General features: G+C 53.5%; 15 protein-coding genes. All 15 read right to left on the reverse strand.

Annotated features, from left to right (window positions below):
- Positions 1-163 precede the first annotated feature (163 nt).
- The 15 genes from AC1RJW_RS11505 to gmd all read right to left on the reverse strand — a co-directional run bounded on the left by AC1RJW_RS11505 (position 164) and on the right by gmd (position 15333).
- The gene (locus AC1RJW_RS11505; RefSeq protein WP_493045019.1) at positions 164-1132 is read right to left on the reverse strand and encodes an IS1595 family transposase; all 969 of its coding nucleotides are present in this window, start codon (positions 1130-1132) and stop codon (positions 164-166) included.
- Positions 1133-1422: 290 nt separating this feature from the next.
- A complete protein-coding gene (locus tag AC1RJW_RS11510; RefSeq protein WP_493045161.1) occupies positions 1423-1983 on the reverse strand; it encodes a sugar transferase in 561 nt (186 codons plus the stop codon).
- Positions 1984-2161: 178 nt separating this feature from the next.
- Complete coding sequence (locus AC1RJW_RS11515) at positions 2162-3118, reverse strand: NAD-dependent epimerase/dehydratase family protein (RefSeq protein WP_493045020.1); 957 nt, start codon at positions 3116-3118, stop codon at positions 2162-2164.
- 2 nt (positions 3119-3120) lie between these two features.
- The gene (locus AC1RJW_RS11520) at positions 3121-4293 is read right to left on the reverse strand and encodes a glycosyltransferase (RefSeq protein WP_493045021.1); all 1173 of its coding nucleotides are present in this window, start codon (positions 4291-4293) and stop codon (positions 3121-3123) included.
- Positions 4290-5444 carry a glycosyltransferase family 4 protein gene (locus AC1RJW_RS11525; RefSeq protein WP_493045022.1) on the reverse strand — a complete coding sequence of 385 codons (1155 nt, stop codon included), beginning with the start codon at positions 5442-5444 and terminating at the stop codon, positions 4290-4292. Before AC1RJW_RS11525 ends, AC1RJW_RS11520 begins: the two co-directional genes overlap by 4 nt.
- Positions 5445-5721: 277 nt before the next feature.
- Positions 5722-6753 (reverse strand): glycosyltransferase family 2 protein, encoded by a 1032-nt coding sequence (locus AC1RJW_RS11530; RefSeq protein ID WP_493045023.1) that lies wholly within the window; start codon positions 6751-6753, stop codon positions 5722-5724.
- A 166-nt stretch (positions 6754-6919) separates the two neighbouring features.
- A complete protein-coding gene (locus AC1RJW_RS11535; protein WP_493045024.1) occupies positions 6920-8194 on the reverse strand; it encodes a hypothetical protein in 1275 nt (424 codons plus the stop codon).
- A gap of 212 nt (positions 8195-8406) precedes the next feature.
- Positions 8407-9090 carry an acyltransferase gene (locus AC1RJW_RS11540; protein WP_493045025.1) on the reverse strand — a complete coding sequence of 228 codons (684 nt, stop codon included), beginning with the start codon at positions 9088-9090 and terminating at the stop codon, positions 8407-8409.
- On the reverse strand, positions 9083-10036 hold the full coding sequence (locus tag AC1RJW_RS11545) for a glycosyltransferase (RefSeq protein ID WP_493045026.1): 954 nt from the start codon (positions 10034-10036) through the stop codon (positions 9083-9085). Before AC1RJW_RS11545 ends, AC1RJW_RS11540 begins: the two co-directional genes overlap by 8 nt.
- Positions 10029-11294 carry an O-antigen translocase gene (locus AC1RJW_RS11550; RefSeq protein ID WP_493045027.1) on the reverse strand — a complete coding sequence of 422 codons (1266 nt, stop codon included), beginning with the start codon at positions 11292-11294 and terminating at the stop codon, positions 10029-10031. Before AC1RJW_RS11550 ends, AC1RJW_RS11545 begins: the two co-directional genes overlap by 8 nt.
- Entirely contained in the window at positions 11291-12382 is a 1092-nt protein-coding gene (locus AC1RJW_RS11555; RefSeq protein WP_493045028.1) for a DegT/DnrJ/EryC1/StrS family aminotransferase, read from the reverse strand. The genes AC1RJW_RS11550 and AC1RJW_RS11555 overlap by 4 nt, the downstream gene beginning before the upstream one ends.
- Positions 12379-12816, reverse strand: coding sequence for a sugar 3,4-ketoisomerase (locus AC1RJW_RS11560; protein WP_493045029.1), 438 nt, complete (start codon positions 12814-12816; stop codon positions 12379-12381). Before AC1RJW_RS11560 ends, AC1RJW_RS11555 begins: the two co-directional genes overlap by 4 nt.
- Before the next feature lies 1 nt (position 12817).
- The gene (locus AC1RJW_RS11565; protein ID WP_493045030.1) at positions 12818-13291 is read right to left on the reverse strand and encodes an acyltransferase; all 474 of its coding nucleotides are present in this window, start codon (positions 13289-13291) and stop codon (positions 12818-12820) included.
- Between the two features lie 93 nt (positions 13292-13384).
- Positions 13385-14296 (reverse strand): NAD-dependent epimerase/dehydratase family protein, encoded by a 912-nt coding sequence (locus AC1RJW_RS11570; protein ID WP_493045031.1) that lies wholly within the window; start codon positions 14294-14296, stop codon positions 13385-13387.
- A complete protein-coding gene (gene gmd, locus AC1RJW_RS11575; RefSeq protein ID WP_493045032.1) occupies positions 14293-15333 on the reverse strand; it encodes a GDP-mannose 4,6-dehydratase in 1041 nt (346 codons plus the stop codon). Before gmd ends, AC1RJW_RS11570 begins: the two co-directional genes overlap by 4 nt.
- Positions 15334-15482: the final 149 nt, after the last annotated feature.

Below are 15482 nucleotides of genomic sequence, written 5' to 3' on the forward strand. Positions count from 1 at the left end.
AACTGCTTGCGTCAGGCCAAAAAATGATTGGCGTTGACGTTGAACTCGCAGGCAACCCACGAAGCCGAGCCACCTGCGGCCAGTGACGTGACTGCAACGACGCGATTGAATTCGGCGATATGCCAGGGTCCGCTTAGGCAACGCAACAACTGGTTGAATTTGGCTATGTCACCGTCAAATGTGGGAACTCTCCTAGTGTTGCCTTCAATAATGTTTCTGGGGAGCGGATGCGCCCGGCGTCCAGTATCCAGTGCCATCCCAGGTAATTCGGCAGATAACGGCTGGCCACGCCATGGAAGATGCGCAGCCAGCCGCGCAAGCGGCTGTGATACGCGTTGACGTTCTGCACATGGGTGGCGCCCTGCACGCGGATGCCGGCACGCAAGTTGACGGCCTGGTGACTGATGCCCGCTTCACGCGCGAAGGCGCGATAGGCAGCGTGGCCGTCGGTCATCAGCAAGACGTCCTTGTCGATCACGGGTGGCAGGCAAGCATGCAGCTGCGCCTTGGTCAGCGCCCCTTTTCCCGCGACGAAATCGAGGGTTTGTCCCGTGCGGTCGCGCGCCACCAGGATGCAGACTTGTTCACTGGAAATGCCGCGCCTGTAGGCATGGCCGCCACGGCGGCGCGCCGGACGCGTCAGATGCCGCGCGCCCTTTTCTGACTCCAGCACATACAGCTCGTCCGCTTCGGCGATGCCATGCAGGCAATGGGGCCGGTCCGTCCTGGCCAGGCTTAAAAACCGGTGGCGCCAGCGAAAGGCGGTGTTGCGGTGCACGCCCAGCTGGCTTGCTGCCTTGCGCACGGAAGCCGACTCGAGCAGGCAGCCGGCGTAGGCTAGCCATAAGGTCTTGTGGCGCAAGCGGGCCAGCGGCGTGCCGGTGAGCGCATTGAAGGTACGCCCGCACGGCACGCAGCGGTAGCGCTGCAGTCCATGCGCATGACCGTGCCGGTGCGCATGGCTGCTGTTGCAGGCGGGACAGTGTAGCCGCTGCCGGGCCACGCTTTCGACCAGTGCCACGGCGGCATTCTGCGATCCTGCCCCGCGCAGCAGAGCAGTGCTCGCCAAACGCTGGCGACGGCTCAGTGCGGCAAACTGGGCGATGAAGGTTTTCCATTCGGCTGGCTGCATGGAAGGCTCCCGTTTGTCTGATATGTACCGTCAGACAGCCGGGGCTGGGGAAGATTCCTTGAGTTCCCCTATTTGCCGGGGACAGAGCATTGAATTTCTGTGTCCATAATTGAATCTGTGGAGACAACTCATTTCACTCCCTCTTCAATCATGCAAGCATCGGATCAAATCATACAGACGTAACTGGGAACACGCTTATTGTCGCTCCCACCATGACATCGAAGCGCGGCAGCGCATCCCACGCAACACAACTTGCCACCAACACCATCATCGCGACTTTCTTGCTGAACTTAATGAGTGATGCCGTCCCGGCGCACCACCTTCAATGCCGTCAGCGCGATGACCTTGATATCGAAGGCCAGCGACTGGCGCTGCAAGTACTCAAGGTCAAGCTTGACCTTTTCGTCGATTGGCAATTCATCACGGCCATTAATCTGAGCCCAACCTGTCAAGCCCGGACGGATCTTGTGCACGCCATTCTCGGTACGCATATCAATCAGGTTCTGCTGGTTGAACAGGGCCGGCCGTGGACCGACGATACTCATGTCGCCACGCAAGATACACCACAGCTGCGGGATCTCATCGAGGCTGGACTTGCGAAGGAAGCCGCCAATCGGCGTCAGGAACTGGTCAGGGTTGGCCAGCAAATGCGTAGCCACGACCGGAGTGTCGACCCGCATGGTACGCAGTTTCGGCATGGAAAACAGGTGGTTGTAGCATCCGACCCGATTCGACCAATACAAGGCCGGTCCTTTTGATGTCAGCTTGACTAACGCGATCAACAATAGGAGAGGGATTAAAAATATGATCGAGGCCAACAGCCCCAAGAAAAAATCCAAAAAACGCTTCATCAGGTGCATTACCTTTTCGATACCATATTATTGACTACGACCATTGCATTGAGGCAAGGGTGGGTTGCTATTTTAACCTTTCTGTTCGGCTCTTAATACTTACGTTAACAAGAGAAAATTATTACGATTCTTATGCAACAGTTTTTCTGGCAACGCTGCATCGCTACAGGGTGCCGCCTTAACGCTCCGCATACCAGCGCCCGGTGCGCTTCAGGCCTTCGGCCAAGCTCACTGGCGGTGTCCAGCCCAGTACGACGTGAGCGCGACTCGCATCCACGGTCAGGGCGCCGCCGAGCTTGTCGAACATGGCGCCCTTGCCTGCCATGCCGGCCAATGCCGCCAGCCAGCCAGGTGGGACTGAGAACAACGGTGCAGAACGGCCCATACCGCGCGCCAATCCGCGCAGCAGGTCCGGCAGCGTGACATCTTCCAAATCAGAAATCAGAAACACATGGCCTGCGGCCTTATCATGGACCAGGCAGGTGGCAAGAAAATCGGCCAGATTCCAGATGCCGACGAAACTGCGCTTGTTGCGCATCGCCGCGAAAGGTAAGGGAACGCGGGTCGATAACAATTTCAGCAGGCGCAGGAAGTTACCCGGGCAACCTGGGCCATATACGAGCGGTGGGCGCACGATCACAAGTTCCATCGCCCCGCTGACCGTATCGGCCTGTAAGGCACGCTCTGCTTCGAACTTGGAGACGGCATAGGGTTCGGCCGGCAACGGCGCATCCTCTTCGGTAAATGGCTGCTCACTCTGATTGCCATTCACTCCCACTGAACTGACGAAGACAAACCTGGCTACACCCGCACGCGCAGCGCAGCGCGCCAATTGCAAAGTGCCAGCCACATTGATCGCCCGGAACGCAGCCAACGGATCGGCCACCTCGTCGTTCAGAATATGCGCCCGCGCCGCCAGGTGAATCACGCCTGCGCATCCCGCCAATGCCGTATCCCAGTTGGTGTCACCATCGACATTGCCGACACTGACAAGGCGCAGACCGGCACTGTTCATGTCCGCACCCGCAGGTGCGTTACGCACCGCAGCAGTGACTTCAAAGCCGCGTGCCAGCAATTCAGCACAGACCATTTTTCCAACAAACCCATTGGCGCCGGTAACAAGTATTCTCTGCATGATCACGCCAGGTGGCAAGCTTGGGCGAAGCGCTGATTGATCGCGTCCCAGCTGTGGTTCTTTTTCACGTAGTCATAGCCCGCACTACCGACCTGCTCGCGCAACGCGGCCGACTGCAGCAGGGAGATGACATCTTTCGCAAATTCGGCGGTACTATCACGCACCAGAATATCAGTGCCGGCCACACAGCCGATATCGCCCTGCCCTATCGTCGTCGCCACTACCGGCACGCCGCACGCCATCGCTTCCAGAATTTTAAATTGCATGCCCGAACCGGAGCGCATCGGCGCCACGGCAACAGCGGCAGTCTTAATGACTTCAGCGACCGACGGCACGCGGCCCATCACCTCAATGGCGGGGTCAGCCTTGCCCAGTGCGACCAAGCTCGGCTGCGGGCGATTACCCACTACCATCACGCGCACGCCAGGTACCGCGGCTTTTATCGCGGGCCAGCAGTGTTCGGCGAACCACAGCATGGCATCCACGTTCGGTTGATAAAACATATTGCCCGTGAAAGCGATCAGCGGCGCTGTCACTGCGGCGGCAGAACGGTTGAAGCGCGTGATATCGATACCGAGCGGCAGTACGCTGACATGGTCAGAACCGATCGCCTGCTGATCGATGCCAGACACCACAAAACAGCGTTCCGCGCGTTGCGCAACCTGCTTTTCGTAAGCGGCGACACGGCGCGCTTCGATGCCGAGTAGCCAGCCCTTGAGACCCTTTTCCATGCCGGCGCGGCGGCCAAAATTCAATCCCATTGAATCGACCAGGTCGACAAACAGACGGCCACGGTAGTCCTGCGCATTCGGCAATACCCGGATCATGACCGCGTACAGCGCCTCGGGCGCGAAGCGAGCGGATACCGTCTTGTACACCTTCTGGAACTGACGCGAACGGAAATACGCGCACTGGAACGGCATACCCGCACATGGAATAGCCTGTAATACCTGCAGCGCCGCGCTGTACTTGTTCCAAGGCACAAGATGCACCACGATACCTAGCGCCTCCAGGGCCAGCGTAGCAGCGCGATCATCGGGCTGGTCGCGGCTGCCGAAACAAATCAGCTCAACCGTGTTGTTGCGCGCCAGGTGGCTTAGGCGGAAATACGATATGACTTGGTCACCGTTCCTGTCGACTGCAGGAATACGGCCGGAAATGGCAAGAAGCTTCATTGGAGTTTAGGTTGACTGAGGCAAGCCTCGTAAATGGCGAAGGTCTGTCGTGCAGTTTCTTCCCAGGTGAATTGGCGGGCACGGGCGTAGCCTTTTTGTACCAGCGAAGCGCGCAGCGCGTCGTCCTGGAGTACTTTCAGCATGGTGGTCTTGATCTGGTCGACCGACAGTGGATCGATGCACAATGCCGCATCCCCGGCCACTTCCGGAATCGAGGTGACGTTAGACGCGATGACCGGACAGCCGGAAGAAAACGCTTCCAGCAGGGGAATGCCGAAGCCTTCATACAGCGACGGATAGACGAACAGAGCCGCATTACGGTACAACGCGACCAATTCCTGGATGTCGATAAATCCGAGGAATTTCACGCGCTCCGCGGCGCCGGCATCCTTGACTATCTGGTATGCCTCGCTCTGCTCCCAGCCGGCGTAGCCACTGATGACGAGATCGTGCTCGGTGCCATGTTCCTTCAGCAGCGCGAGGTAGGCAGTCACCAGGCGCACCGTATTCTTGCGTGGATCGTTGGCGCCGAGCGTGAAAATATAAGGGCGCTGGCCGCCGGCGGCCGGCCGCGGCGCTGGTTCCGTGCTGCGCTGGTGCTGGAACACGGCGTCGCAGGAAAGGAACGTGACATGCACCCGGGCCGGATCCAACCCTGGGATCAGGTCGAGGATATCCTTGCGCGAGAAGTCCGAAATCGTGATCACATGGTCGGCCGCGCGCGCGCAGCGCGGCGACACGAAGCGTCGGTAGTGACGCCCCCAGGCCTGGTAGCGGTTAGTGGGTTTCGGCACGAATTCACCGGTCTGCAGGAACATCACATCCATCAGCGACAGCACCATGTGGACGTTGGCCGGCACGAACATCGGCGCGGTATTGCCTAAACCGTGCAGGATATCGAGCCGGTCTGCGCGCGCCGCACGCGGCAGGGCCACTTGCTCCCACAACGGGTAGGCCGGCATTTTCAGCTGGCGCACGGTAACATTCGGCCCGCTCGGCAGGATGCCTTCGCTGTCCGGAATGGCGATATACAAAAAGAACTGCACTGCGGGGTACAGCTTGACCAGCGCGGTGACGACATGCAGCGAATAATTGCCGATGCCGCGGCGCGGGTGGCGCGTGATGAAGCGCGCGTCGATACCGACTCTCATGACAACGCCTTGCTCAAATCGGGACAGCTGCCCGCGTATGAGCGGAAGAGGTTATTGAATAAAAAAATCATCATCGGAACATATCATTAATTAGGATTTGCACGACTCAAGCAATGCAGATCGGCCTCGCTGGCAGAGTTAATCAACGCGTCATTGGTGCGAAAAACGAACAGCCCTCGAGGTTCGCCAGGCAAGCAGGCAAATATTACCGCCAGCAGCGGCGCATCACCCGTAGGGCGATCGTCGCCTACATAGAGCTCTTGTAAAAAGTGGGATTTTACTTACGGCCACCCAGTTTTGGCGTATAGCCCAAGAAGTTTCTGGCAAAATTAATCAATTTCTCAACTCGGCCGGCACCAAAGATCAAGATGAGATAGTAATACACATGGAACATTGGAAACGATTTCAATCCCATATCACCTAAGGTCGAATAATATTTCTTGAAGATTCCATATTTCTTATCAGCATGATATGAAAGCCAAGGAAATGAGTAATTTGCGATGTCTCGCAAAATCCCAGCGAGTGCTCCCTTATGGGTTTTATCAATAGCTTTGGCAATAGTAACGATGCCCGTCATCATATGGATACGCGCATCGATGGTGTATTCGCCAGGTGTATATTTTCCTTTTTCGGCGCTGGAATGACCAAAATCAGGAGCCTCATCAGCACGGCACAAGGCAATAATCTCTGGGGTAAATACACCGTTGTGTTTCAGGATAATATTACCAACCAGATGCAGTTGATAAAACAGCGATCCATCGAATTCCGATGTTTCAAGTTCAAGGGCTGGCTTCCTAGCTATTGTCAATCCAGCCAACACACAAGCACGTCGGAAGAAAAAAGACAAGCTATCCAAGCCGGCTGGCATAAAACGTTCTTCAGCAAAATATTTTACAGTTTGCACGACGTTATCCGGAGCTCCGTTAAACCAGCCATACCCACGCAGGATGACGCCAACATCCTTATTACGATTAATGACATCAGCTAAATTTTTCAAGGCACCAGGGCAAAGAACGTCATCATTGCCAAGAAATACACAATAATCACCACTAGCTGTTTTTATCAGCTGACGCAAGTTACGGTCAAATCCCAAATTTGTGACGTTTTCATGATAAACAATCATGTCGCCATATTTTTCCTGATATTCATGCGCTATTTCTCCAATTTCTTGACGTTGAGGGGAGACATCCTCGCAAATGACGATCTCAAACAAGTATTCCTTCTGACTTATCACTGAATCGAGAACCTGTCTCAGATATTTCGCCCTATTATAAGCAGGTATGCAAACAGATAAACTAGGTATTTTCATATATCATTCCAAAAAAAATTCCACAGCCATTAAAAAAACGGCATCAAATGATAAAAATCAGAAATTATGCATTTGACGTCGTCCGCATGGCCATCTTGCTATACAGTATATCTTAATTATCTCTTTCGGCCGACGTAAACCATGGCAACCAATTTTTTAACTCTTATCATGATGCCGGCGTAACAATAGGTTCAACACGCTTAGTATAGGCTGGCAGAAAAACCATCGCAGCTATGACTATAAAAATAGTGGAGGACAAAACAATATCATTAATTGCATGATCCGGCCCGAGAATGAACATAAAAGATTTATAGTAAAAGAATACAATAACGATAAAGCGCAGGCCTAGTTTTTTACAACGATGCAATGCACGGTTGAGCAAACCAATGATTGCACCAACAACAAATGACAGTATGACGGTCAGAGTTGGGCTTTTAGTCAAAAGAAGCCATAGGACGTTATAGCGAAAAGTGGGGCCGAACAGCAAATCATTTTTATTGACTACCTCGTTGATCGCATAACCATAATTGAGCGGTGCAGCATCCCAGCTAACTACGCGGAACGAAGCCAACAAAGAACCAAAAAGCTGATAGAAAAATCCTTGAGGTGGCAAAAGATCGATCGTATCGTTCACAAATGCCATGTAATACACGTCACCAGAAGCAAGTAATCGTGTCAACAAAGCTGGCACAACCTGAGCTACTTCAGTTGTGTCTAGTACCACCGCGAACATCCCCAGCATTAAAATAGTTGCACCTATGCCAAAGAGCATTTTTTTCTTTAAGGGAATCGGTGGCGTGCGACCCATGGTAAAAAAATAAACAAATATATAAAACAGAAAAAATGCCTTGTATCCGCTAAGCAGACCAAAAAGGATACTGATCAAAAATAACAGACGCTCTATTTTTGAATTGGGAATGCCAGTGATTTTTTTCTTGACGTAATAGAAGAGCACGAATAACGCCGTGGCAACTTGTGACACGCGCAACAAGATACCAAAGCCGCCCGCGTTTGCGTCATTGCGGCTTTCCAGCAGCAAAGGAATACCGCGATTAACGTAAATCATCAAATTTGCGGCAATGGCGATCGTCATAGTTAGCAATATGCCAAATTTTAATTTCTTAACGAAATCGGCTGATGGCATCTGAGGCGGTAGCACGGGTTGCGGACGTGCAAATACCAAAATTCCGATAATCAGAGCGGCTTCGGAAAAGAGATAGGTCAGCGTGTAATATAATTTTATTTCATTATAGACAGCAAGAAAGATGACATTAGCCGTGCAAATCGAATTGGTGAAAATGACAAAAAAATAAAGTGGATCTGCAATCGATTGAACCGTTTTCCAGAATACCAGCCGATACAGTACAAATAGTGCCAGCCACAGCACTAGATAAGTCTCCATGTGCTGGAGAGCCAGCAGAGAAAATTCGAGGGTTGTCATGTCAATATAAGGTCGCTGCCTTGCCTATGCGATTTTAACGCGGCCGTAACGCGGGTTTCTACCCGTCGTTGATTGACTGCGCATGCGTAGATAAGAATCTTTTAAGTAGCCGTGCATCACATCAGAGACCATCCGAATTCGTCCGTACGAAGGCTGAGTTGCATAATGATCAGCAGGCGCGCAGATTGACGATAACTTCCGGCTTAACATGATTAAACTTTCTTCCATAAATTCAGTTCGTCATCAAATTGCTTGACTACCTTTGCAGGTGCACCGACTACCATGCAGGATGCGGGCACATCGCCGCTGATAACGGAATTGGCTCCCACTATTGCGCCGGCACTTATTCGTACCGGGCCAAGGATAATAACGTTGTCGCCAATCCAGACATTGTCTTCAATAATCACGGCGCCGCGAATAGCCAGTTCACGTTCAGCCGGCGGCTGCTGCGGATGACTTTGACCGGGGCCAACATAGCGCCCGTGGTTATGATCGGATACGTGGACACGGCTACCAAACAAGACGCCATTACCAATCTCAATTTTTTCCACGCAGGTAATATGCACGTCCAGCGAAAATGACACGTTATCGCCAACGATGATTCTCGGAGTAAAGGACTGTTGCCGGTAGTGTTGGACCGCTTCCAGCCACAGCCCACCATAAATGGAAACACCGCTTCCCATCGTGATGCACTGGGTACCGCGTATGGAGCAGCGCGGGCCTACATTCAGACCCGGGGCCTTCAACAAGCGTGAATACATCGCACTGCGCAATTTTGCAATGCCCCAAGTACCTAGCATGTAAAGTGCCCAAGGCAAAGGCTCGGACGTAAACAGCTTGATCCGGCGCGCCAGCTTGCCACGGCTTGCTTTTGGCAGTTGGGATGATTCAGACATTCCGCGCCTGCCCCAGCACCTTGGTACGATAAAAGTCGTAGGCGATGCGCGCGCTCAGGATACCGGCATACGCTGCTGCTACCATCGGCAGCGACAGGCGCGCACACAAGCCCGTTCCCCAGCGATGGTAGGTAAAGGCCTGCATACCGACGATGGCACGGCGCCAGGTTGGCATATCCATCATGGCGTGCCTGCGCGATTGATAAATATTCTTTCTTAATCTTGCAACATTGCTTTGCGTATGTGAGGTATTCGTTCCATGCACACGGTATTTAGCCACCGGCTCATTCAGGTAACGCAATGCACCGCGAGAAGCCATCAGATAATACAGTTGCATATCCTCACTGAATACGTCCAGATTCAGCACCGAGCTACCGTCAGACTTGAGTACCCCCTCTCGGCGACACATCAATACTGAGCCATAAACATTCCAGCGGAAGATCAACTCCCAAGGCAGCGTACGCGGATCAAGCAGCGCCGCGCGCGAACTCGGTTGGCCCAGTTCGCCAATCGCGCTGCTGCCAGTTGCCTTGCCTTCAGAGTTGACCGGAATTGCGTCGCCAAACACGGCCATCACCCCCGGCTCACGCAGCAGACGCAAGCGATTCGTGACTGAACCTGGCAGTAACACATCGTCGCTGGCAACGATGAGGAGAACGCTACCGGTACTCTTGCGCATGAGGCGGTCAAAAGTTTGCGTAATGCCCGCATTCACTTGTCGCTCAAATTCTACGCGCGCAAATAGCCCACCATGTTCATCTTTCCAACGCTGAGCTATGGAAAAGCCATCGTCCGATGAGCCATCATCGATCAGCAGGAGTTCGATGTTCGCCGGATCCTGCTCCAAAATACTATCAAGGCACTCGATAATATAAAGGGCATGGTTGTACAGAGGAATTAACACCGACGTTAGTGGTTGCTTGCAGTTCGAATTCAGACTAGGCATGCGTTGCTTCCATTTTTTTCATTTCATTTTTAACAAGTAATGCCATTACGATCCAATACACCAGATAGTTTCCAGCATAGGCCATCGCCACACCCTGCAAGCCGTAGACAGAGACAAACGCCACGGTCAATCCATAAAACGACAAGGAAAAGAGTACCTCGGTAAGTATGAAGGTGCGGACCATCGCACGTCCCAGCATGATATAACTCAGAATCCAGGAGCCGATCTTCAGCACATCCCCGGTCAACTGCCACATGAACAGCTCGCGCATCGGTGCAAAATCACGCGAAAACAAGCGTTCAATAATAAAATCGCGCAAGACATACATCGTAATGGCGCCAAGCACCACCATCGGCAGCACCAGGCTATAAACCTTGACGATCTCTTTGCCGAGTTCAGCACGCATCTTGATCTCAGCCAAACGTGGCAAGTAGTACATCGACAGGGTCAGCGTCACCAGCATCAGATAAATTTCACTGATCTTCCACGAAGCCTGCCAGAAACCGGCAGCATTCAATCCCAAGGTCGCCGATAAATGGTTACGGATAAACATATAGGCCAGCGGTGACATGACTGCCGAAGTAAGGCCCATCAATCCAAAACCGGATAACTCACGCACCGTTTTACGGTCAACTTTACCCCATAAAAACGTTACCTTGAACCATTCGCGATGCGACACCAGCGCACCAGTGGCCAACAATAATGCAGCGGGACTGATCGCAATCGCTAGCAATGCGCCATACAAGCCCCATATGGACGTGAGGGCACCGACCACCAATAAACTGAGCAAGCTGCCGATGATATTCGCGCTGACGTAGGTCGACACGTCCTTCTTGCCATTGATAATCGCTAATAACAAGTTATTCACGGCGATCGCTGGCAGTGCCAGTCCCAAGCCGATAAATACCGTGCCCATGTCGTGTCGCTCCAACAACCGAACTGACAACCACTGGTTGGCGCCAATGAAAGTCAGACTTGCCAACAAGGTTGCAGCGAGCGTCAGCTTGATCGCGGTTTGCCATACGGCGTGCTGTTGTGCACGATTATCAAAATGCTGAGCAGTTCCCTTGGTAACACCCGGCCCCATCACCCCCCCACCAAGGCTGAGCGCCACAGCGAGTACATTCTGAAACTGGCCAATCAATGCATACCCGGATGGGCCAACATATACGGCGAGAACCTTATTCAGGATCATTGCTGCACCAACTTTTACTGCAACTGCAATGCCGTTCAGCAGGCTAGATCGGACCAGACTCATCGATTCAACGCACGTACGACCGTAGCAAGCTCTTCAGTTTCTAGCTGGGGACCGATCGGCAAGCTCAACACCTGTTCGGCCATCTGCTCGGCAAGCGGGAAGGCACCAGCCTTCCAACCGAGCTCTGCGTAGCATTGCTGCAGGTGCGGCGGAATCGGGTAGTGGATCAGCGTGGTCACGCCAGCGGCGGTTAATTGTTGCTGCAGGGCTGCGCGGTCAGGCACAGTCACGACAAAGAGGTGCCAGGCGGGAGCCGCCCACTCCGGTACGAATGGCAAGCCCAAGCCACTATCGTGCAACTGCTCCAGGTAGTGTGCAGCGATAGCGCTCCGACGGCTATTCCACACATCGAGATGAGCCAATTTGACGCGCAGAATCGCCGCCTGCAGCGGATCGAGGCGGCTGTTATAGCCTTGGAATTCATTCACGTATTTCACGCGTGAACCGTAATTGCGCAACACGCGGATGCGGTCCGCCAGCACCGGATCGTCGGTCGTGATGGCGCCACCGTCGCCAATCGCGCCCAGGTTCTTGCCGGGATAGAAACTCCACGCCACGATATCGCCATGCGCACCAATCCGCTTGCCCTTGTAGCGAGAACCATGCGCTTGCGCACCATCTTCCAGCACGCGCAGACCATGTTTGCGAGCGATCGTCAGGATCGGATCCAGGTCGGCAGGCTGACCATACAGATGGACCGGCAAAATAACTTTGGTGCGGGATGTAATTGCCGCCTCAATCAAGGCTGGATCGATATTGAAAGTGCGCGCATCCGGCTCGACCGGAACCACCGTCGCACCGCACTGGCTGACGGCCAGCCACGTAGCGATATAGGTGTTGCTAGGTACGATGACTTCATCGCCAGGGCCCACATCCATCGCCCGCAGCGCTAAATGTAAGGCATCAAGGCCGTTGGCCAATCCGACGCACTCCTTCACACCGCAGAATTGCGCAAACTCGGCCTCGAACGAGTCTACCTCAGGACCACCGATGTAATAGCCACTGTGTAGCACGCGCTGTACCGCAGCGTCGATGTCGGCCTGGCACTCGAGGTAAGCCGCCTTCAAATCTAAAAAAGGAACATTCATTTTGGTACCCCTGCTGCTTTCAGAAAATCGCCATAATCGCGGAAATAATCATCTTCATCGTAACGGTTCGATGCTAGTACCATGCATACAGAACCGGATGAAAAATTATCGAGTTCACGCCAGATCATAGGGCACACATACAGTCCGTTATAAGAACGGCTCAGATGCACGCGCTTCTTGTTGAAACCGTCATCAAGCACCACATCGAAGCTGCCCGACATCGCGATGATCAATTGGTGCAATCCCTTGTGTGCATGACCGCCGCGCTCGGCACCGCCGGGAACGTCATACAAGTAGTACACGCGCTGGATATCGAACGGGACATGCCGACCGCCTTCAATGGAAGTCAGATTACCGCGCGGATCCGATATCTTCGGCAGCGTAATGATCGAACAGGTGTCGATGTTAAATTCTTTATTTTTGCTAATTATCATATTATGAATTCAGTTGGTGAATACGAGCGGGGTTACCAATCACGGTGACACCAGCAGGAACATTTTTAGTCACCACGGCACCGGCACCAACGATCGCGTTCGCTCCGATATGAATACCAGGCAAAATCGTCGCACCTGCGCCAATCGAAGCACCCTCTTCGACTATAGTCTCGAGACAGTCGAAATCCCGATTGCCGCTTTTCGGAAACTTATCGTTGCTAAACGATACGTTAGGGCCGATAAAAACATCATTCGCAATACGCAGTCCATTCCAGATTTGTACGCCGTTTTTTATCGTGACACGGTCACCAATCACGACGTCGCTCTCAATCAGGCAATGCGAGCAAATATTGCAGTCGCGGCCAATCCGCGCATTCGCGAGAACAACCACGAATTGCCAGATGCGGCTTCCAATACCAATGTTGGTCGTATGCACATCAGCAAGCGGATGGACGAAAAACTCATTTATGTTCACTACTATTTTCTCCCGCCTCAACGGCAAGTCATTGCTTACAGAAAATCGATGCATTACCAACCAGCGCAGATCCGACCCATCACAGAAAAATGACTACGTGCGCGATGTACTGTGACTAGCCTCTGCCTGCGCCGAATATGCGCTTTCAGCGGCGGTGAGCATATGGCGCAAAGTCTCTTCCAGGCTGCGCGTGGGTGGCCGTCCCCCGGTTGGTACCGGCAAGGAGTGCAGTCGGGCCGGACTGCCGCAGAGGCGATGTACCTCGCCGATGCGGACAAACGCCGGATTAACTGTCACATCGATGTGATGCCCAGTAATCCGGGACAGCAACTCAATCACGTGCTGCAAGGTATAAGCATTACCGGAGCAGATATTATAGGTTTCTCCCGACTGGCCGAACTCGAGCAATTGAAGATACGCAGCACATACCATGGCGACATCATTGAATTCCCGCTCGACATGCAGATTACCCAGTTCAATGCCAGGCACACGGCGCGCAAAATGATTCACCAGCTTGGGAATCAGGAACTTATTATCTTGTCCGACCCCCGTGTAATTGAACGGACGGGTGAAAACCAGCGAGAGTCGGTCACCAAGCGTACGCGCCATATGTTCCATCGCCAGTTTGCTGGTGGCGTAATGGTTCATTGGTGCCGGCGGTTGGTTTTCCGTTATCGGCGACGCATCGCAGTTGCCGTACACATTCGCACTGCTGGCCAGCAACACCCGCCGCGGCGCTTGCGGTAAGGCCAGCAAGGCGTCGAGCAGGTTCATGGTACCGACCACATTGACCGCGTAGAACGCGTTGTCGTCGGCTTGGCCGACGAAACTGATCGCTGCCAGGTGCACAACATTGTCAGGCGCTGCCGCCAATACCTGCTGACGTAACGCCGCCTTGTCACCCAGGTCACACGTGAGCGCCACCACTTCATGGCCCGCCGCGCGGGCCATTTCGGCAAACGGTCGTCCAGTAAAACCGGATGCGCCTGTCAGCAGGATCTTCAAAACGAGAAACCCTGTTTGTTACGTACGAAGTCAGCGTCATACATCAGCTTGCACAACGTTTCGAGCGTCGTCTCAGGCTTCCAGTCCAGCACGCGTTCGGCTTTCGCCGGATCGCCGATGAGCAATTCCACTTCCGCCGGACGGTAGAATTTCGGATTGATGCGTACAATCGTCTTGCCAGTGGCGGTATCGACAGCAAACTCGTTTTCCGCCGCGCCTTGCCATTCCAGGGTGATGTCGGCGGCTTTGCAGGTCATGGTGACAAAGTCGCGCACCGTCTCGGTACGGTTGGTGGCAAGCACGAAGGTATCTGGCTCGTCGACCTGCAGCATCTGGTGCATGCCTTCCACATATTCCTTGGCAAAACCCCAGTCGCGCTTGGCGTCGATATTGCCCAGTTCGAGGCAATCGAGCTGGCCGAGAACGATCTTGGCAATGCTGTCGGTAATTTTACGCGTGACGAATTCGCGCCCACGCAGAGGCGACTCGTGATTGAACAAGATGCCGCTGGCGCCGAAGATGCCATACGATTCGCGGTAATTGATCGTCATCCAATGGGCATACAGCTTGGCCACACCATATGGACTGCGCGGGTAAAAAGGTGTCGTTTCCAGTTGCGGAATCTCTTGCACCTTGCCGAACATTTCAGACGTCGATGCTTGGTAAAACTTGATTTTTGGATTAACGAAACGGATCGCCTCAAGCAAATACAGCGCGCCCAAGCCGGTGATATTTGCCGTGGTGGCTGGCTGGTCGAACGATACGCCGACAAAGCTTTGTGCGGCCAAATTGTAAATCTCATCCGGTTGAACACGGTCAACCAGGCGCAACACCCCGCTCTGGTCGGTCAGATCAAACTCGACCAGATGCAAATCCGGATGGTTCTCTACACCGAGTTCGGCCAGACGCCAGAAATTGGTCGAGCTGGTACGGCGGAAAGTACCATACACGGTATAGTCAAGCGCCAGTAAATGCTTGGTCAAGTAGGCGCCGTCCTGGCCGGTGATTCCTGTGATGAGGGCAATTCTTTTGGTCATTTTCTTTATATACTCGGTTTAGAATTAATACGCTCCGGCTCTGCCGAAGTTGCTCTGTAATTGCATAATGCTGCTTTCGCTGAGGTGGCTGCCGGATTGGAATTCGGTCAATTTCGACCTTTCCTGAACTGGCGTTGCGACAACACAGG

It is taken from the genome of Janthinobacterium sp. GW822-FHT07A03 (assembly GCF_058798815.1).